The organism is Methanolobus sp. ZRKC2, from assembly GCF_045291185.1.
GTDB lineage: Archaea > Halobacteriota > Methanosarcinia > Methanosarcinales > Methanosarcinaceae > Methanolobus.
Map to the genome: position 1 here is coordinate 2,859,631 of NZ_CP146980.1, position 16,322 is coordinate 2,875,952.

Annotated in this window: 21 protein-coding genes; 9 read left to right on the plus strand and 12 right to left on the minus strand. The window is 42.1% G+C overall.

All coding sequences use genetic code 11. The features are described from left to right. Nucleotides 1-174 precede the first annotated feature (174 nt). Both V7O62_RS13785 and V7O62_RS13790 read left to right on the plus strand, forming a co-directional pair. Nucleotides 175-390: a hypothetical protein gene (locus V7O62_RS13785; protein ID WP_406656916.1), complete on the plus strand. Its 216-nt coding sequence runs from the start codon at nt 175-177 to the stop codon at nt 388-390. After that, entirely contained in the window at nt 362-907 is a 546-nt protein-coding gene (locus V7O62_RS13790) for a hypothetical protein (RefSeq protein WP_406656917.1), read from the plus strand. Before V7O62_RS13785 ends, V7O62_RS13790 begins: the two co-directional genes overlap by 29 nt. Nucleotides 908-956: 49 nt before the next feature. Here the strand turns inward: V7O62_RS13790 and V7O62_RS13795 are convergent, their stop codons facing one another. Next, a complete protein-coding gene (locus V7O62_RS13795) occupies nt 957-1,127 on the minus strand; it encodes a hypothetical protein (RefSeq protein WP_406656918.1) in 171 nt (56 codons plus the stop codon). Between the two features lie 423 nt (nt 1,128-1,550). Between V7O62_RS13795 and V7O62_RS13800 the strand changes: the two genes are divergently transcribed. The 3 genes from V7O62_RS13800 to V7O62_RS13810 are packed head-to-tail and all read left to right on the plus strand — an operon-like array spanning nt 1,551 to nt 3,114. Continuing rightward, the gene (locus V7O62_RS13800) at nt 1,551-2,414 is read left to right on the plus strand and encodes a shikimate kinase (RefSeq protein WP_406656919.1); all 864 of its coding nucleotides are present in this window, start codon (nt 1,551-1,553) and stop codon (nt 2,412-2,414) included. Between the two features lie 12 nt (nt 2,415-2,426). Then, entirely contained in the window at nt 2,427-2,714 is a 288-nt protein-coding gene (locus tag V7O62_RS13805) for a chorismate mutase (RefSeq protein ID WP_406656920.1), read from the plus strand. Between the two features lie 10 nt (nt 2,715-2,724). Continuing rightward, nucleotides 2,725-3,114, plus strand: a complete 390-nt coding sequence (locus V7O62_RS13810) for a 5-(carboxyamino)imidazole ribonucleotide mutase (protein ID WP_406656921.1) — start codon at nt 2,725-2,727, stop codon at nt 3,112-3,114. Here the strand turns inward: V7O62_RS13810 and V7O62_RS13815 are convergent. Both V7O62_RS13815 and V7O62_RS13820 read right to left on the minus strand, forming a co-directional pair. Continuing rightward, nucleotides 3,111-3,998, minus strand: a complete 888-nt coding sequence (locus V7O62_RS13815) for a methanogen output domain 1-containing protein (RefSeq protein WP_406656922.1) — start codon at nt 3,996-3,998, stop codon at nt 3,111-3,113. The two genes, V7O62_RS13810 and V7O62_RS13815, sit on opposite strands and share 4 nt — an antisense overlap. Before the next feature lie 177 nt (nt 3,999-4,175). Beyond that, nucleotides 4,176-4,973 (minus strand): ATPase domain-containing protein, encoded by a 798-nt coding sequence (locus tag V7O62_RS13820; RefSeq protein ID WP_406656923.1) that lies wholly within the window; start codon nt 4,971-4,973, stop codon nt 4,176-4,178. A 226-nt stretch (nt 4,974-5,199) separates the two neighbouring features. Between V7O62_RS13820 and V7O62_RS13825 the strand changes: the two genes are divergently transcribed. Together V7O62_RS13825 and V7O62_RS13830 are read left to right on the plus strand one after the other, a co-directional pair. Continuing rightward, the gene (locus tag V7O62_RS13825) at nt 5,200-6,954 is read left to right on the plus strand and encodes a 2-oxoacid:acceptor oxidoreductase subunit alpha (protein ID WP_406656924.1); all 1,755 of its coding nucleotides are present in this window, start codon (nt 5,200-5,202) and stop codon (nt 6,952-6,954) included. Then, on the plus strand, nt 6,955-7,809 hold the full coding sequence (locus V7O62_RS13830) for a 2-oxoacid:ferredoxin oxidoreductase subunit beta (RefSeq protein ID WP_406656925.1): 855 nt from the start codon (nt 6,955-6,957) through the stop codon (nt 7,807-7,809). 41 nt (nt 7,810-7,850) lie between these two features. Here V7O62_RS13830 and V7O62_RS13835 read toward each other — a convergent pair whose 3' ends face one another. The 9 genes from V7O62_RS13835 to thiD all read right to left on the minus strand — a co-directional run bounded on the left by V7O62_RS13835 (nt 7,851) and on the right by thiD (nt 15,545). After that, a complete protein-coding gene (locus V7O62_RS13835) occupies nt 7,851-8,441 on the minus strand; it encodes a HemK2/MTQ2 family protein methyltransferase (protein WP_406656926.1) in 591 nt (196 codons plus the stop codon). A gap of 2 nt (nt 8,442-8,443) precedes the next feature. Continuing rightward, nucleotides 8,444-9,256: a 16S rRNA (adenine(1518)-N(6)/adenine(1519)-N(6))-dimethyltransferase RsmA gene (gene rsmA, locus V7O62_RS13840; protein WP_406656927.1), complete on the minus strand. Its 813-nt coding sequence runs from the start codon at nt 9,254-9,256 to the stop codon at nt 8,444-8,446. A 14-nt stretch (nt 9,257-9,270) separates the two neighbouring features. Further along, the gene (locus tag V7O62_RS13845) at nt 9,271-9,864 is read right to left on the minus strand and encodes a DUF655 domain-containing protein (RefSeq protein ID WP_406656928.1); all 594 of its coding nucleotides are present in this window, start codon (nt 9,862-9,864) and stop codon (nt 9,271-9,273) included. A gap of 73 nt (nt 9,865-9,937) precedes the next feature. Next, the gene (locus V7O62_RS13850; protein ID WP_406656929.1) at nt 9,938-10,291 is read right to left on the minus strand and encodes an RNA polymerase Rpb4 family protein; all 354 of its coding nucleotides are present in this window, start codon (nt 10,289-10,291) and stop codon (nt 9,938-9,940) included. Nucleotides 10,292-10,431: 140 nt separating this feature from the next. Beyond that, nucleotides 10,432-10,728 carry a 50S ribosomal protein L21e gene (locus V7O62_RS13855; RefSeq protein WP_406656930.1) on the minus strand — a complete coding sequence of 99 codons (297 nt, stop codon included), beginning with the start codon at nt 10,726-10,728 and terminating at the stop codon, nt 10,432-10,434. Nucleotides 10,729-10,843: 115 nt separating this feature from the next. After that, complete coding sequence (locus V7O62_RS13860; RefSeq protein ID WP_406656931.1) at nt 10,844-12,136, minus strand: tRNA pseudouridine(54/55) synthase Pus10; 1,293 nt, start codon at nt 12,134-12,136, stop codon at nt 10,844-10,846. A 60-nt stretch (nt 12,137-12,196) separates the two neighbouring features. Next, on the minus strand, nt 12,197-12,805 hold the full coding sequence (trmY, locus tag V7O62_RS13865; protein ID WP_406656932.1) for a tRNA (pseudouridine(54)-N(1))-methyltransferase TrmY: 609 nt from the start codon (nt 12,803-12,805) through the stop codon (nt 12,197-12,199). A gap of 20 nt (nt 12,806-12,825) precedes the next feature. Further along, a complete protein-coding gene (locus V7O62_RS13870) occupies nt 12,826-14,130 on the minus strand; it encodes a DEAD/DEAH box helicase (protein WP_406656933.1) in 1,305 nt (434 codons plus the stop codon). Nucleotides 14,131-14,204: 74 nt separating this feature from the next. After that, nucleotides 14,205-15,545 carry a bifunctional hydroxymethylpyrimidine kinase/phosphomethylpyrimidine kinase gene (gene thiD / locus V7O62_RS13875; protein WP_406656934.1) on the minus strand — a complete coding sequence of 447 codons (1,341 nt, stop codon included), beginning with the start codon at nt 15,543-15,545 and terminating at the stop codon, nt 14,205-14,207. 252 nt (nt 15,546-15,797) lie between these two features. Between thiD and V7O62_RS13880 the strand changes: the two genes are divergently transcribed. Together V7O62_RS13880 and V7O62_RS13885 are read left to right on the plus strand one after the other, a co-directional pair. Next, nucleotides 15,798-16,016, plus strand: a complete 219-nt coding sequence (locus tag V7O62_RS13880; RefSeq protein WP_015054685.1) for an LSm family protein — start codon at nt 15,798-15,800, stop codon at nt 16,014-16,016. Nucleotides 16,017-16,121: 105 nt separating this feature from the next. Further along, nucleotides 16,122-16,292 carry a 50S ribosomal protein L37e gene (locus V7O62_RS13885; protein WP_406656935.1) on the plus strand — a complete coding sequence of 57 codons (171 nt, stop codon included), beginning with the start codon at nt 16,122-16,124 and terminating at the stop codon, nt 16,290-16,292. The last annotated feature ends 30 nt before the right edge of the window (nt 16,293-16,322 follow it).

A 16,322-nucleotide genomic window follows, 5' to 3' on the forward strand; every position in this document is an offset into this window, starting at 1 on the left:
AATTGTATATCTCAGAGAATTGTAAATATAGTGACGCGTATTTGTTATAAAAGTATCGTTTGTACCTGTTAGTGATTCACTGTACTTATATAGAGCATGGTGTGCTCACTGGTGTTAATTTCGGGAACAGAAACTTTTCGGAGATTATATATACTACCTGAACCCCCATTTCCTATGGGACAGTATCAGATGGATAATGAACAGAAATGTCCTGATATACACTACCTGATAAGCAAGCCATTGAGTTTGCCCCGGACTTCTGGTAGGTGGCTTTATTTTACTGTCACAGGCCTTTTTGCCAAAAACTGCTCTGTCTATGCATCTGTCCAGACTCGAAACAAGTGCTACGGGAGTAAGGTACATGCCATTGATGAGCATAATCGGCTGTGAGATTTTTGTAAAAGAGATATCACAGTTGCTTGGAAAAGATGGGGATATAGAATCCCTTATCATAATGAGTGAAAAAAAATCAGACATTGTAAAGCAACTTCATGACCTTGGAGCCAAATATGAGGAGCTGTCTCCTGATATGTTACCTATGGATCTGAAGGAAAGAAAAGGACTTAATGTAATTGTGGATCTGCAAAGTGTTTCCTTGCACAACGACAAATCAAAGATAAAAAAAGAGACTTATGAGAAGATCAAGTTCTATGGTAAGATCTCCGGTGGTATCCTTCTTTTGTATGGTGTCCAAAATGACGCATTTGCAGATGTTCTCTCAGATTTTAAAAAATCAAAGTTCCAACTGATGACTTTGATCTGTGATGAAGATAAGGTACAGGACAGGGATATGTGCAATTGTACCGTGGACGGGATAAATGAAGGTCTCTTAAGTCCTTATGTTCTTGACGCATATGAAAAGTCCTATAGCGAACTTAAGAATAGGTTGACAAGCAAAGGAAACTAACACTTATATTAAAGTGTTCTCCAAAAAAAATAAAAGATCAAACCCGGGCTTAACCTTCAGTTAGTTTCATCTCTTTTCCACAGCATTTGAGTGTTATTTCGCACTCGTCTGCGCAGCCAGCATTGCACTCACTGACGACTTCAAAAGTGATCCCGCATTCTCCACATGCAAAACGCTGCCCTTTTTTCAGGACACTGCATGCATTAGTAGCAGCTACCATAAACTTACTCCCCCTTAATAATCTGTCCGAACAGGCTTTGCCTGTTCTACAAATTGTTTTCTCGTATTCTTTAATAAATGTATCTAAAAATGGTTCTTTAGAATTCTATCATATAATACTATCAATGCAATGATTCAGGGATGCAAAGGCGTAAAAAACTGCAGTTGTTTTTTATACTCAGTTGCATAAGTTATAAAATGTTGCTTAATTGTTTCAATGGTCACGATTTACGCAATTTGCTTAAAATAATCCACCCATATATTTCTGAATGTTTAAATAGCATATTGCCATGTATGTTGCATTACAAAGAGAGTATGGAAGAGAGCGGATAATTTCAGAAAAACGAATATAGCTTTCAAGAAACGGATCTTGGATATGTGTGCTATAACTCTCAAATATTATTGTTAAAAATGGTGTGATGGTATGACTCTGGAAGGAAGTGCCCATGCACTGGGTGCAGGTACTGTTATCAATGCAATAGCTACATGGAAAGGTGCAGCATTTGGTATAGACCTAAAAACGTATGCAGATGTGGAACTTTCCAAAAACGGGTCCACTATCAAAGGAAGTATAGAAGGAGTTCCTGACGCTGATACAAATCTTATAGTGAAATCTGTGGAGTATGTGCTGGAACATTTTGGACTGGAGATGGGAGGTACTGTCAGAACCCGGAGTGATGTCCCGCTTGCAAGTGGCCTGAAAAGCAGTAGTGCGGCTGCCAATGCAACAGTACTGGCAACACTGGCTGCCATCGGTGAGGAAATGGAGCCTCTTGAGGTCGTTCGCCTTGGTGTGCAGGCAGCTAAGGACTCAGGTGTTACTATAACCGGTGCCTTTGATGATGCATGTGCCTCTTTTTTCGGAGGTCTTGTTGTTACTGATAATCGGGAGTTAAAACTTGTCAAAAGAACAAAAAGGGAATCTGAAGTATTGATTTTCGCACCCGACATAAAATCCTTTAGTTCTTCTACCAATGTAGAAAGATCGAGACTGATAGCTCCCTGGGTGGATATCGCCTACAGTCTTTCCCTTGAAGATGAATATGAAAAGGCAATGACGCTTAACGGTTTTCTTTACTGCAATGCTCTTGGATTTGATACGGAGTTCCTGATGCGTGCACTTGAGCTTGGTGTTAAAGGTGTCACTTTGTCGGGTACTGGTCCTTCTTATGTTGCTCTTGTTGACAAGCAGTCTGGATGTTCTCTCAGGAAGGCATGGGAAGAATGTGGTGTAAGCGGAACTCTGATAAATACGAAGATTAATAATAGGGGCGCAAGCAAACTTTAAACGGCGAGATACATGACCACTATAAAAGAAGTACGTGCGGAAATTGAAAAGATAGATCATGAAATTATTGAGTTGATTCACAAAAGGGTCGATCTTGCAGAAAAAGTTCTTGAATCAAAACAGAAGGAAGGCATGCAGATTACTGATAAGGGACAGAACCATGTTGTCCTTGGACGTGCTGTTGATGCCGCCACCGAGAAAAACCTTGATACTTCATCGGTAAAAGAGATTTTTGAGATACTTATACGTATGAGCATTGAACGTCAACATGAATTGAGTGGTGAAGGAAACCTTCCATAGGAGATATTAAATGGTAGACATTGCAGTTATAATGGGCTCGGAGTCAGACAGGGCTATTGCTAATAGGGTGACTGGTGTACTGGATAACAGTGACTATTCTTATGATGTACAGGTGATATCTGCGCATCGTAATCCTGACAAGCTTGAAGAATACGTTTCTCAGAGCGATTCGAAGGTCTATATTGCTATTGCCGGTCTGTCGGCTGCTCTGCCCGGAGTTATTGCTTCCAAGACCAAGAAACCTGTGATCGGGGTGCCTGTGAGTGCAAAAATGATGGGTCTTGATGCCCTGCTTTCAACAGCGCAGATGCCTCCGGGAGTACCTGTTGCAAGTGTTGGAATAGATAACGGTGCCAACGCAGCTTATCTTGCAATCAGGATACTTGACCTGATCCCTTAATCCAGCTTTATTAGTTCGAAAAGGCAGTGCTCGTCTCCATTGCCCATGGTCTCGAGGACATCAATTTCCATGTCCTCGTCTTTCATGCTAATTATCCTTGAGAATATTCCTCTTGAAAGCGTGCAGAGTATGGGGTTGGACCGGGCTTCTTCTTTACCCCAGGGGCATGTATTTCCTTTAAGGGTAAAACTTTTTTCTTCACCGATATTCTCAACTTCAAAGTTTGCTCCAAGCTGGTTGATTATCTGGCAGCATAGTTCGCCTACGCATTCATATCCGACAAAATTGATTTCATCATTGGAGCTTTCAAATATGGCTTCAACTACCATGTCTATCATCTGATGAATGACAATGTTTTTTTGTTCCGGTGGTAATGTTTTCAGGAGAGCTGGAATTATCTGGGTAAGCACGGAGCGTATGCGGTTTTGAAGCTCAAGCTTGTCCCTCTCGGCGAGTAGGTCGAAGTGCAGGGTCTTAAGTTTGAGTAAGGAATTTATCCTTGTGAGAAGTTCAAGTTTGTTAACGGGTTTTGTTAAAAACTCATCCGCACCAGCCTCGATTCCGGATATCCAGTCATTCCTTCCTGAAAGAGCTGTCACCATTATGACGGGGATGAATTGTGTTTCAGGATTCTGCTTGAGGTGTTCGCATACCTGATACCCATTCATATCAGGCATCATTACGTCAAGCAGGATAATATCAGGCTTTTCCCCCTGGATAATTTCAAGTGCTTCATGACCATTGGTAGCAGCGGTTACCTCATAACTGTCTTCCAAGTACGCCCGGAGCAATTCTATATTCATTATTTCATCATCAACAATGAGTATTTTTGCTTTCTCCTCGCTTGAAATTCTAACAACTCCTTTTAATCTCCGATAATACAATATTTATAATTTTGATTTTTATATAACTAGATAATTTTTAATTATTCTTATAATTATCGCTATATTCAATTAGCATGTTGCAAAAAATTTGACACCTAGATCTTTAAAATGAGAACTTCCGATATACTAGCATAAAGACAAAAAAGAAATAGCTATGGTTAATAATTTGCTATTATTTCATATTTCTACAAGCTTACCTTTTGAACCCTTGAGTTTTATGCCTGCTGAAGTTATATCAAAAACACTTACATCAAGACCAATTTTTGTGCTGCGCATTTTGGGTATGCTTAAGAAACGTTCGTTATTTCCTGTATAAGGATTCTCTTTAACAAATAATTTTACTGCACCATATGTGGAATAATCCGCTATTTTATGTGTCATCTCATATGCAGCTTCATCCATTACATACAGGGTGGTAGTTTTTTGCTGTGCAAGCAGGCGATTCAAAGTGTCAAACTTGTCCCTGAATTCCTTTGCTGTCAGCCCGAAAGCCAGCACTCCGATATTATCGATAACAGCAACTTCGGTATCTTCCGGAATGAGCCTTACAATGTCAATGAGATCAATTTCTTCTATATTAAAACCAGTTTGATCGGGTCTGATGTACCTGTCAAGTCCTGTTTCTTCTATGATCTCTATTTCAGTATCACTAAAATCTTCTGTCAGTCTTGCATCTCGCGCAATACCACCAGCTCTGAATTCAATCACAGGTTTGATTTGCAGATTCCCTTTTTCTATGAACGAATCAAGTCCGAGTCCCAACATGGATGCCTGTGACATGAGGTCTTCAGGTGTTTCTTCTGTTGCAACCATGATACACTTTTTCCCGTCCATACAGGATTTATGCAGAAAATGAAGTCCGAAAATGGTCTTCCCTGCTCCTGGAACGCCGGTTACAAGTATACCTTTACCTTTAGGATATCCGCCTGCAATCTTCTTATCCAAGTTCTCAATACCTGTTGGCATCCTTTCCATTTTTATCACACTTGAGCTTGTTTTCTAATTACTGATTATAATACATTATATCTTATATAAATATATCCTATTTTTAAAATATTTATTATTTCATCAATATTGCTACTTCCCGGGAGGATAGTTAAAAATATAAGGCCATAACTCGAATAATCCACATATGTGTGGTAGTAAAGTCCTTTGATTATCTGCCGGTTTCGATGTTTTCCGGTGAATATGTCTACATATCATGCTTAAGGACCTGGAGGGGATTTCAATTACAGTAGATCTTAATATCAAAATAGGTGGGGCAGCAGGCCAGGGTTTGGATACCATTGGCAGCGTACTTTCAAAAACTTTAATGAAATGCGGTTTTTTCGTTTTCGGAACCCAGTATTATTTGTCGAGAATAAGAGGTGGGCATAACACTTTTCAGATACGGATCAGCAATGAACCTGTAAGTGCAATGGATGAGGAAGTTGACATATTGATAGCTCTTGACAGGGATTCCATAGAGAAATACATTGATGGGATGTCTGATGGGGTTGTGATAGTTGACAGGGATGTCGTTCAGTTTGACAAAGAGCATGACTCACTTTTCCATGTTCCCTTGTTGAAGATTGCAAAGGACACCGGTGGCAATAAGCTATATGCCAACTCTGTTGCTGTCGGAGCAGCAATGGGCTTGATGTGTCTGGATTTCGATGTACTGGCAGGGGTGCTTTCTTCTATATTTAAAAAGAAAGGCCAGGAAATAATTGATACTAACATCAAGGCTGCACGAATGGGTTATGATTACGCAAAGGATAACTATCCGCAGGGTTGCAAATTCAGTATTGAAGAGCCTGAAAAGCATGAGAACAAGATGCTCATTGCGGGAAACGATGCTGTGGCATTAGGAGCTCTTGCCGCAGGTCTGCATTTTCTATCTGCATACCCGATGACCCCATCAACCGGGGTAATGAATTACATTGCAGGAAAATCCGACAAATTAGCTGTGGTTGTTGAACAAGCGGAGGATGAGATATCTGCGCTTAATATGGCCTTAGGTGCTTCCTTTACAGGTGCACGCTCAATGGTTACAACATCAGGTGGCGGATTTTCTTTGATGGTGGAAGCTCTTGGCCTTGCAGGAGCCACAGAAACCCCTGTGGTAATCTTCCTTGCACAACGTCCGGGACCTGCGACAGGTCTCCCTACAATGACAGAGCAAGGTGATCTCTTGTTTGCGCTTCATGCAGCACAGGGCGAGTTCCCGCGATGTATTCTTGCCCCGGGTACTCCTGAAGAGTGCTTTTACATGACTGCAGAGGCTTTCAATATTGCAGATCAGTATCAGATACCTGTAATCGTCATGAGTGATCAGTATCTTGCGGATTCTCTTTTCACATGTGAAAGATTTGACCCTTCAAAAGTTTCAATTGATCGGCATCTGCTGTCTGACGAAGATATACGGGACTTGGAAGAAGAATACAAACGGTATGAATTAACTTCTACCGGGATTTCACCCCGTGCACTTCCCGGACAGAAAGGAGTACTTGTTTGTGCAGATAGCGATGAACATAATGAGTTCGGACATATAGATGAGTCCCAGGGGAACAGAATTGACATGACCTGCAAGAGAATGAATAAACTGGAACTTCTTGCAGATGGGATGCAACCTCCCGAAGTTTACGGACCGGAGGATGCTGATCTAACTCTGATCGGATGGGGGTCTACTTACGGACCCTTAGCTGAAGTTGTGGATACACTTAATGATAAGGGTGGTTCTGTAAATCTGGTACATTTCAGTCGTATCTATCCTCTTCCGGTAGAGCGCACGCGAAATATACTTTCGAGATTCAATAAAAGGGTCTGTGTTGAGAACAACATCACGGGCCAGTTTGCCCGCCTACTCGGGATCGAAACCGGGATCGAGATATCTGAGAAGGTTCTCAGGTATGATGGCCTGCCTTTCAGTCCGCAGTCAATAATTGATGATCTTAAGCAGAAGGGGATGGTGTAAATGGTAAGCATTGATGACTACGGAAATTTTGAGACAGCATGGTGTCCGGGTTGTGGTGATTTTGGAATACTCAAAGCCCTGAAAAAAGCTTTAGTGGAAATGGATAAATCTCCTGATGAGATGTTACTTGTTTCCGGAATTGGTCAGTCCGGGAAACTCCCTCATTATTTGAACTGCAACTTATTCAATGGACTGCATGGCCGTACTCTTCCCCCGGCTACAGGTGCGAAAGTAGTAAACCATGAGCTGACAGTCATGGCAATTGCAGGGGATGGTGACTGCTATGGTGAAGGTGGTAATCACTTTATACATGCGATCCGAAGGAATCCGGATATCACCCTGCTTGTCCATGACAATCAGATATACGGTCTTACCAAAGGACAGGCATCTCCAACTACTGAAAAAGGTATGACAACTAAAATCAATCGGGAAGGTGTCTTTAACAGCCGGTTCAATCCTCTCTCTCTGGCAATTTCACAGAACTGCTCTTTTGTGGCCAGAGGTTTTGCAGGCGACATAAAGCATCTTAGTGAATTGATCAAGAAAGCTATAGAGCACAAAGGTTTTTCCCTTGTGGATATACTTCAACCATGTGTCACCTTTAACCATCTGAATACATTCAAATGGTACTCGAAAAGGGTCTACAAACTGGAAGTAGATGAATACCCGTCAAATGACGCGGTAAAAGCCTTTGAGAAATCTCTTGAATGGGGTGATAGGATACCTCTTGGCGTATTCTATGTTAATGACCGGCCTGTTTTTGAGGACGGTTTTAGTATGCTTAAATCCGGTCCTCTCATCAGGAGCGAAACAAAAGCCGGGATTGTAAATGAGTTGATTGATGGATTCATGTGAGGGATGGCCAGGCCATTTCCATTTTTTTTACTTAGATTGTATTATCCGTGCTTTCCTTCTATGACGACAAGTTCTTCAAAAGAACATTTCGTACTCGCAATAATCTCTGGCTCAAAACCGTATTCTGACATAAGCTCTGTAACCTCACTTATGCCTGTAAGTGAAGATATCAAAAGCAGAATAGTTCCATCTTCTTTGAGATAACCACTGGTTTCCTCAAAGAAACGAATGATTGCTTCACGGCCATTTTCTCCCCCATCAAAGGCATAGTTTAACCATCCGGGAACCTTCTCTTCATCGGATGTTGGCAGATATGGCGGATTGAATATTATAATATCAAAGAGTTTGTTTGTTTTTATGCCATTAAACATGTCTGTTCTTATGACTGGTATGCCATTGGATTTTGCACAGGTAGCTGCATAGGGATTAATCTCTGTTGCAGTAAGTTCGACATTCATGTTAGCCTGCAAGACGGCGGTCACAAAACCTGTTCCTGTTCCTATCTCCAGTATATTCATGCCATCCGTGCAAACTTCAAGCGCAGCATCTGCGAGTAAAAAAGAATCTTCTGCTGGCTCGTATACGTTTTCTGCCAGCTTTATTTCTGCATTCCTGTAGTTGATAGTAACCATATTCAGATGTCTTGTTTATGTTTGTACATCAGGTTTGCAAGATATGCAAATTCGGCAGGTTCAAGATTCTCGGGTCGTTTTCCAAGCATTTCCTGTGGAAGCTCGTTAATGAACTCTTTTATGTCAGGAATTCCGAGTAATTGTTTGTTCCTGATTATGGAATTTCTCATTTTCTTACGTCTCTGCCCGAAGACCGCAGTAACAAAGTCAAGGAAATATTTCTCGTCAAAAACTTCAAAAGGTGAAGGTCGGGGCACGACTTCCACCACAGCGGAAAGCACTTCGGGAGGTGGTGAAAAAGCTCCTCTTGGAACTTTCATAATGATAGATGCATCCGCAAAATAGTGTGTGTTCACCGAAAGCCTGCTGTAATCTTTGGAGTTTGCTCGGGCTACCATGCGTTCTGCGAATTCATATTGGTACATCAGGATTCCCAGGTTGAATTTGTATTTGAAGAGTTTGAAAGTGATTTCTGAGGAGATCGAGTATGGTAGGTTTGATACTACTTTGTCGAACTTCGGGAAATCAACATCAAGAACATTGGCATGTATGATTTCCAGCTTTTCAGTTTCTCCAAAGCGGTTCACTAGGACATCGACAAGATTCGTGTCGCGCTCGATAGCAATCACTTTTTTTGCACGTGGCATTAATCTTTCAGTAAGATTGCCTATACCAGCTCCTATCTCCAGAACAACCTCATCCGGCTGGATGTCTGCTGCTTCGACTATCCTGTCAAGCATACGTTCATCCACTAAAAAATGTTGGTCGTGGTTTCCTCCACGGATGCCGTATTTTCTGAGAATATCCCTGACCAAGAAAAGAACACCTTTTAATGTTTCGGGCGTCTGGGAGGAAGGGTGAACAATCTGTATTTTATGTTATCTTCCTTGAGTTCTTCAATTATGCGGTTAGCAATTATTTTTTGAGGAGAATGTACTCCTCCAACCCTCTCGTGAAGTTCCTCAAGGCTGCTGAATGGGCCTTTCTTCCTTTCATCAATGATAGCCCACATCAGTTTCTTCCCAATGCCTGGTAGTAGCTCCAGCATGTGAAGCCTGTTGGTTATTGGGTGTGCATCGTTGAAGAATTTGACAAACCTTTCTTCATCATGCATAATATTCATTTCAAGAATGAATGGGAGTTCTATCTGAGCGCCGTGGCTGAGATTATTGTATGAGATTCTGTGTTTTACATGGTCGATCTCATCCCTGTCTCCTTCACCAATGTATACTCGGGATTGTATGTCGGGAATCTTGCCTTCCTTAGGTACAAGCTCCATTAAAACGAAATTCTTTTCGCCGACTGCCTGCACAACTGGCTTTTTCTGGTAGGATGGCCGCTTGTCGTCAGTGCTTCCATACGGGAGATAGTCTAGAACCCATGTGTATTCTTCTCTCTCAGGTGGCTTTCCCCTAGTTGTCATATTTTCCCTCCGGCATACCCACTGCTATGGTAAATTGCTCTTGCTCTTAAAAAAGAATGTATATGATATAAACCTAATCCATTGCCTCTTCGACCATATCAAGCATTTGGTCAAGTTCCTCATCAGATAGGGTGAACCTCTCCTTTGCATAGAGGGATCTGAGTTCATCTCTTGTCTGCGGCATTATATCTGCTATTCTGATGGCGATCTCAGGCTTCATTTTTTCAAGTACCAGAAGCTTGTTCACAAGTTCCCTTGATTTTTCCGGTGATGACTTTGAGAACATTTCCGCATGGTTTATGGCCTTACGTAACTCATATCCCAGTTCTTCTTCGTTATTCAAACGCTCTTCCATAATATCGTGCAAAACTCCCTTCACTTCAGGGAGAGTCAACATATCTTCGCTCAGAATTTCCTTCACAATCATTGGTATACACTCTTTGGAAAATTAAGTTATGTTCTCTCGTCTGACATTATTAAAAATGCCTGATATTATCTCCATTGCTGGCAATAGAGATATATCTAACGTTACAGAAAATTTCAGATGTAAATCTGAAATATCCTGTTTCAGTTATTTTTCTGTAATTTCAGATGCTGTGGAAGGGAGATGATTTCTTTTGTAGCATTCCCGTCCCTGATCTGGAGCAGGTATGCACGTCCGCGCTGGCCGAGAACCTTTCCGGTTTTTCCCTGGAACCTGGCATGTGGCATTCCCTTCTGTACACTTGGGTCGATGTCAATGTGTACCATCTGTCCTTCATCGAACTCCTGAATGGCTTTGCTAACAGGTGAAAGTCCTCTTTCCCTTACGCTCTTCTTCAATTTATAACGTGTACAGCTTTTTTCTCCGTGTGATGTTGGCATAATTTTTCCTCCGTTGATCAACAAGATTCTATTGAATTTTATTTTGTATAGGTAACTAATTTGTTAGTTTGATTAGCTTAATATTTCCGGAACCTGTCTATGAACCGGCAGATACTTAGATGTCAACATTTATGACATCAAGTTCAGTAACCTTTGCCTGTATGCCAAGTATCCCGGTAAGGCTTGGCTGAGTTCTTTCTTCATCGCCGGACGTGAGTTCCTTAACATATAATCCGCCGTCACAGTGTACCTGTATAATAGCATACTCATCTGTCAGTTCCAGAAGTTGCATGTCATGAACAAACCTCTTTCGGATAAGATCCGCTCTCCTGTGGGATACACGTTGAGGCGTCCTCTGTGATATCTCAGCTCCGACTAGACTGTTGATGGCAGATATAAGTTTTTCCTTGGAAACAGGCTCACTGAATGTAACTTTTAACTTATAAACTTTATCCGCCTGAGAAGTCTTCAAAGTCTCGATTACTTCTTTCCCCACTATCTTCAGGCCTTCCACCTCTACTTTTCCATTGGCAAAAGAATTTATCTTTTTCTCAAGTTCGGCAACATCGATGGAACGTATGGATGGATTAAGGGCTTCCACCACGAAAGGTCTTCCGCTACCAAGCATAAGTGCGTCAATGTCTTCCCTTCCGGCTCCATGGAATGTCGTATCATCTGCGTCACACATATTCACGACTTCTTCCCGGATTATCTCATCAACTGATTCAGGGTATTGCCTGCCTGTGAAGTCGCATCTTTCACATCCCTTCCCGCCACATGTCCTGCATGGCCATCGAGTCTGAGGAATACCTCTCACGAGTTTTCTGTACCTGCCCTGAATGTAGAGTGAGCGTACTTGGAGTTCGACCTTCTCGCCGGAAAGGTCAAGGGTGACCAGAACATCAGGTTTGTCAAACTCTACCTCTTTTTCGTTACGTGCGGCGATGAGCTTGCCAACTTCCCTGTTCATCTCAGTCTTGAACTGTTCTGCATGTGTGATTCCGCATTCACTCCAGAGTATTTCCTCGTTCTCTGCAAGCAGTCCGCTGACTTTTGTTCCCACAAGGAAAGTTGAGTACTCGATATCTCTTATGGCTTCAATGGCACGTTCTGCCCATATGTAAAGATTATCGTATAATCCCAGGCATACCCAGCATTTTTCATCGTCTCCTGCAACTCCAAGACTCTTTCTTGCGAAAAGACTGCTTGGTGCAAGTTTTTTCAGGACGTCGTCCTCTCCCTTTTCCTTGAAAAGGAAGTCACCTTCCATGGCAAGGGCAAGCTTTACGGCCTGTCCTCTTTCCACATTTGTCAGGCCTGTAGATAACTTTGCAAACTGCCTTCCCATGCAGTTATCACAAATAGGACCTTCATTAATAATTTTTTTTGCAGTTTCAAGTATGGTCATTTGATCACTTACTATATTATCTGGATTATGAATGATTGCCACGAAATGGTTGATCTGTAATTAATCCTTTTTGGGTTGCTCAAACCTGTCCAGTTCGTTCAGGATAATCGTTATGCAATGATCTGAATGGAGTGACAGGGGTCCGATAGATAATGTTTCTGAGTTATCATTGTTAATGATGTCTTCCTCTTCCTCTGTGACTCCCATATGATCCCCGAGTACGAACACAGCATCGTCTTCAAGGTCTGTTACAGCTCTGACGTCCTCTCCGTCTTCACGGAGGTAGTACATCTTCCTCTTGTTCTCACTGAACTCTTTTATTAGCTTTTCAAGTCCTCCACGGCGAATCCAGACTCCGGGAGTAGAGCGTGTTTCAAAATCAGTTGCGTCTTTCTCAAGTGCTTTTTTTATCAGTGAGCCACTACTTCTTTCGTCAGGGTTGAGGTACCTGAGTTCCTCTCCGTTGAAACGAATGATTTTGCCTGGATCAGGTTCTCCAAGCAATACAAGATGCACATTTATGTCTCGCCTCATCCCGTGTGAAAGGAACAGTGCGGAGTTGATGCATCTGCAAAGTATATCCATGCGCCCGGCAGAACCTGGCAGGTCGTTCAAGGAAAAATCACCTGTAGTCAGCGCCTTATGGCCTATTATAACAAAATCTTTCATGTTAAATGTCTCCTTTTATCTCAGGTTCTTTTTTTCCCTTCCTTGAGTATCATTTTTGCAAGAGATGCAGCAATTTCCCTGTAACTATGCCCTTCACCTGCTAGTTTTTCGACCCATGCGTCGTATTTGTCAAGATTACCTGATCTAATGCTCATTCTTATATTATCAGCTACTTGTGTTTCCTTTACTCTTTCCACATCCTTTATGGAAGGCATCTCTCTTGGGATGATCTTTGTTTTTGTATGCCTTTGTATGGCTGTCAGCTTTCCGATCTCGCCCTTAGCTACGAAAGAGTAAGCATTCCCGGGCCTTCCCGCTCGTGCAGTCCTGCCGATCCTGTGGATGTATGTCTCAATTTCCTGTGGAAGATCATAGTTCACAACCGCTTCGATATTATCGATGTCAAGACCTCTTGCTGCAACATCTGTAGCAATAATGATGTTAATATTCTCATCCTTCAGATTACCAATGGTCTTCTCCCGGTGCTTCTGCTTGATATCTCCGTGCAGAGTTTCTACGGCGTGTCCTCGTGATCTAAGTTTTATATATAGTCTGTCCACCTGTTTTATCGTGTTACAGAAAACAAGAGCCAATTTGATATTTTCGACTTCAAGCAGACGGTGCAATGCCTCTACCTTCATGTTTTCCTTCATCTCAAGGTAGTACTGCTTCACTTCGGGAACGGTCATTTCTTTGCCGGTAACTTTTATGTGCTCGGGATTCTGCATGTATTCATCAGTGATACGAAGTATAGGTTTTGGCATTGTTGCTGAAAAAAGGAGAGTCTGTCTTTCCCGGGGAGATATTTCAAGTATCTTTTCAATAGATTCCCGAAATCCCATCTTCAGCATTTCATCAGCCTCATCAAGGATCATGATCTCAACATTGTCCATCTTTACATGTTTGCGTTCTATGTGGTCAATGATCCTTCCTGGAGTCCCGACAACTATCTGGACGCCATTTTCAAGATCCTGTGTCTGCTGTCCCATGGAACGCCCTCCGTAGATAGCTGTTATGTTCAGTCCTTTCTTGCACTTCGAGATACCCGCAAGCTCGTCCGCAACCTGGTTTGCCAGCTCTCTTGTCGGGCAGAGTACCATTGCCTGTGTCAGTTTTGCATTATTGTCTATGAGTTCTGCGAGTGGTATTCCAAAGGCAGCCGTCTTCCCTGTACCGGTCTTTGCCTGGGCTATTATATCCTTACCTTCCATTATCAGCGGGATGGCTTTGCTCTGGACTTCCGTTGGTTCCAGATATCCCAGCTCTTTAATGCCTCTCAATGTTTCTCTGGAGATGCTGAGATCTTTGAATGTTTTGTTTTCCATTATGGCTCACTCTTTAATACAACAGGTGTTCAAGAGATAATTTTTTCTTCAATTGCCTGTTGATTTTCTTGTGCTCAGTTTTTCTCAATGATATATTTCTCGGATATGTCAACGGCAATCATGGCAACTTCTTTTGCACTCTTGCCAAGAATCCTTATCATGGGCTCCTTGCCGGGTCCGCCTTTGTCAAATATGATGTCAGGGACACTTCCATACTCTTTAATCGCATTTGATGTGCCCCAGTCCATTGTGTGGGTTTTTTCAGGCTCTTCCGACCTGTCAAAGGATGATATGCGAAGATCCATTTCTTTGCATATCCTGACAAGACTTTCCGAATACTTCACATTAACTGCAGCCCTGATTTGTGGGTTGTGTTTCATTGTGGCAAGTATTATGCGTGCAACATGACTGCTTGCTCCAAAATCAATGTTTCCGACGACTCTTGGTACGCCTTTAAGTCTGATTATCCTTCCTTCGACTGCAGCAATATCGAATGTATCTGATGCATCAGGTAAAGCCATTGCAATGTTTGTTCCGACTTCCGGAATGATCTTACCGAAATTCTCTGAGGTGCAGATGATTCTGGTTGCATCTTTTAGATCTTCCAGTACTGCATAGCTCCTGGCGTCTGACAATAATCCTGCCAGCGGATTTACGGGTCCTACTCCTTTTCCTATATCCTGGCTGCCCCGGATGGCATTAACTACGAAATATTTTGCATTCATGGCAGCTTCCGGCAGATTCATTCCCTGTGCAAGGAAACATGTGAGTGCAGACGAATATGTGCAACCTGATCCATGGGTCCCGCCTTTGACGAAATCTCCGGGGATAACTGTAAACTCTTCATTTGCACTTTCATAAATAACATCTGATGCTTCAAGATGTCCTCCGGTGACAATGACTGCTCTGACTCCGGTCTCAGCAATTACTTTGGCTGCTTTTTTTGCTTCTTCTATATTTGTGATTTCCATGCCGGATAATGCCACAGCTTCATTGATATTGGGTGTGACGACGTAACTTCTGGGAAGCAGTTTTTCTTTTAGTGTGGATATGGCATCCTTTTTGAGCAGGTCTCCACCGGCCTCCGCAGCCATTACAGGGTCCACGACCAGTTTTATTTTGTATTTGCTGATCATTTCAGATACAGTTGCGGTGATATCAGGAGAAGACAACATGCCTGACTTTGCCCATTCGATGTTCATGTCAGTGCACACGGCATCTATCTGGTTTTTGATAACCTCCACAGGAAGGTCAAAAGCACTTAGAACACCCTGGGTATTTTGTGATGTAACTGAAGTAATGGCACATGTTCCGTGCAGTCCCAAAGAAGAGATGGTTTTTATGTCTGCTCCTATTCCTGCACCTCCTCCTGAATCTGATCCTGCGATAGTCATTACAACAGTTGTCTTCGTCATATGGATTCTCCCTTTACTTAACTTACCATACAGTTTATTTTGTGATTGTGCAGGCTAAAAGACTTGTAACTTAAATAGTAGTTGGTCGTACGAAATGGAAAGGTAGTCCTCACCTTTTCTTAAAAAGCTCTCCTTTCGATAGTTTTATATACTGTATTCGCAACATTGGAGCATCACAAGACGTATATGTACGCAGACAAATAAGATACGTGGAATTTAGTTATTCAGATTTATTTACTGAGGGCAAGTAATATGGGAAATAGACCTCTTGATATATTGAACAATGCTTTGAACACTCCTGTGATCGTGAGATTGAAAGGTGCAAGGGAATTTAGAGGCAAACTTCAGGGTTACGATGTTCATATGAACCTTGTACTTGACGAAGCGGAAGAACTGAAAGAAGGAGATATTGTAAGGAAGTTGGGTAGTGTTGTTATCAGAGGCGATAACATAGTCTACGTTTCCCCCTGAGACGAACGTAACATATAAGAACTAATAGCCATATCAGATGTCATTCCAACCGGTATGCTATCATACTTATAAATTCAACTAATTCAACTCAAAAGGTGATAATAGATGTCAAAAGGTACTCCCTCAATGGGTAAAAGGCAAAAACGCACACATGCAAAGTGTAGGCGTTGCGGTAGTGTCTCACTTAACATTCATACAAAACAGTGCACTTCCTGTGGTTTTGGGAAGACACCTCGCATGAGAAGTTACCAGTGGCAGGCAAAGTGCAAATACTAACTGCTTCTTCTTCTTTTTTACACGCCCGGG

Coding starts and splice junctions, on each gene's coding strand:
- V7O62_RS13785 (WP_406656916.1), top strand. CDS start 175: ATGGGACAGTATCAGATGGATAATGAACAGAAATGTCCTGATATACAC.
- V7O62_RS13790 (WP_406656917.1), top strand. CDS start 362: ATGCCATTGATGAGCATAATCGGCTGTGAGATTTTTGTAAAAGAGATA.
- V7O62_RS13795 (WP_406656918.1), bottom strand. CDS start 1,127: ATGGTAGCTGCTACTAATGCATGCAGTGTCCTGAAAAAAGGGCAGCGT.
- V7O62_RS13800 (WP_406656919.1), top strand. CDS start 1,551: ATGACTCTGGAAGGAAGTGCCCATGCACTGGGTGCAGGTACTGTTATC.
- V7O62_RS13805 (WP_406656920.1), top strand. CDS start 2,427: ATGACCACTATAAAAGAAGTACGTGCGGAAATTGAAAAGATAGATCAT.
- V7O62_RS13810 (WP_406656921.1), top strand. CDS start 2,725: ATGGTAGACATTGCAGTTATAATGGGCTCGGAGTCAGACAGGGCTATT.
- V7O62_RS13820 (WP_406656923.1), bottom strand. CDS start 4,973: ATGGAAAGGATGCCAACAGGTATTGAGAACTTGGATAAGAAGATTGCA.
- V7O62_RS13825 (WP_406656924.1), top strand. CDS start 5,200: ATGCTTAAGGACCTGGAGGGGATTTCAATTACAGTAGATCTTAATATC.
- V7O62_RS13830 (WP_406656925.1), top strand. CDS start 6,955: ATGGTAAGCATTGATGACTACGGAAATTTTGAGACAGCATGGTGTCCG.
- V7O62_RS13835 (WP_406656926.1), bottom strand. CDS start 8,441: ATGGTTACTATCAACTACAGGAATGCAGAAATAAAGCTGGCAGAAAAC.
- V7O62_RS13845 (WP_406656928.1), bottom strand. CDS start 9,864: ATGACAACTAGGGGAAAGCCACCTGAGAGAGAAGAATACACATGGGTT.
- V7O62_RS13850 (WP_406656929.1), bottom strand. CDS start 10,291: ATGATTGTGAAGGAAATTCTGAGCGAAGATATGTTGACTCTCCCTGAA.
- V7O62_RS13855 (WP_406656930.1), bottom strand. CDS start 10,728: ATGCCAACATCACACGGAGAAAAAAGCTGTACACGTTATAAATTGAAG.
- V7O62_RS13860 (WP_406656931.1), bottom strand. CDS start 12,136: ATGACCATACTTGAAACTGCAAAAAAAATTATTAATGAAGGTCCTATT.
- trmY (WP_406656932.1), bottom strand. CDS start 12,805: ATGAAAGATTTTGTTATAATAGGCCATAAGGCGCTGACTACAGGTGAT.
- V7O62_RS13870 (WP_406656933.1), bottom strand. CDS start 14,130: ATGGAAAACAAAACATTCAAAGATCTCAGCATCTCCAGAGAAACATTG.
- thiD (WP_406656934.1), bottom strand. CDS start 15,545: ATGACGAAGACAACTGTTGTAATGACTATCGCAGGATCAGATTCAGGA.
- V7O62_RS13880 (WP_015054685.1), top strand. CDS start 15,798: ATGGGAAATAGACCTCTTGATATATTGAACAATGCTTTGAACACTCCT.
- V7O62_RS13885 (WP_406656935.1), top strand. CDS start 16,122: ATGTCAAAAGGTACTCCCTCAATGGGTAAAAGGCAAAAACGCACACAT.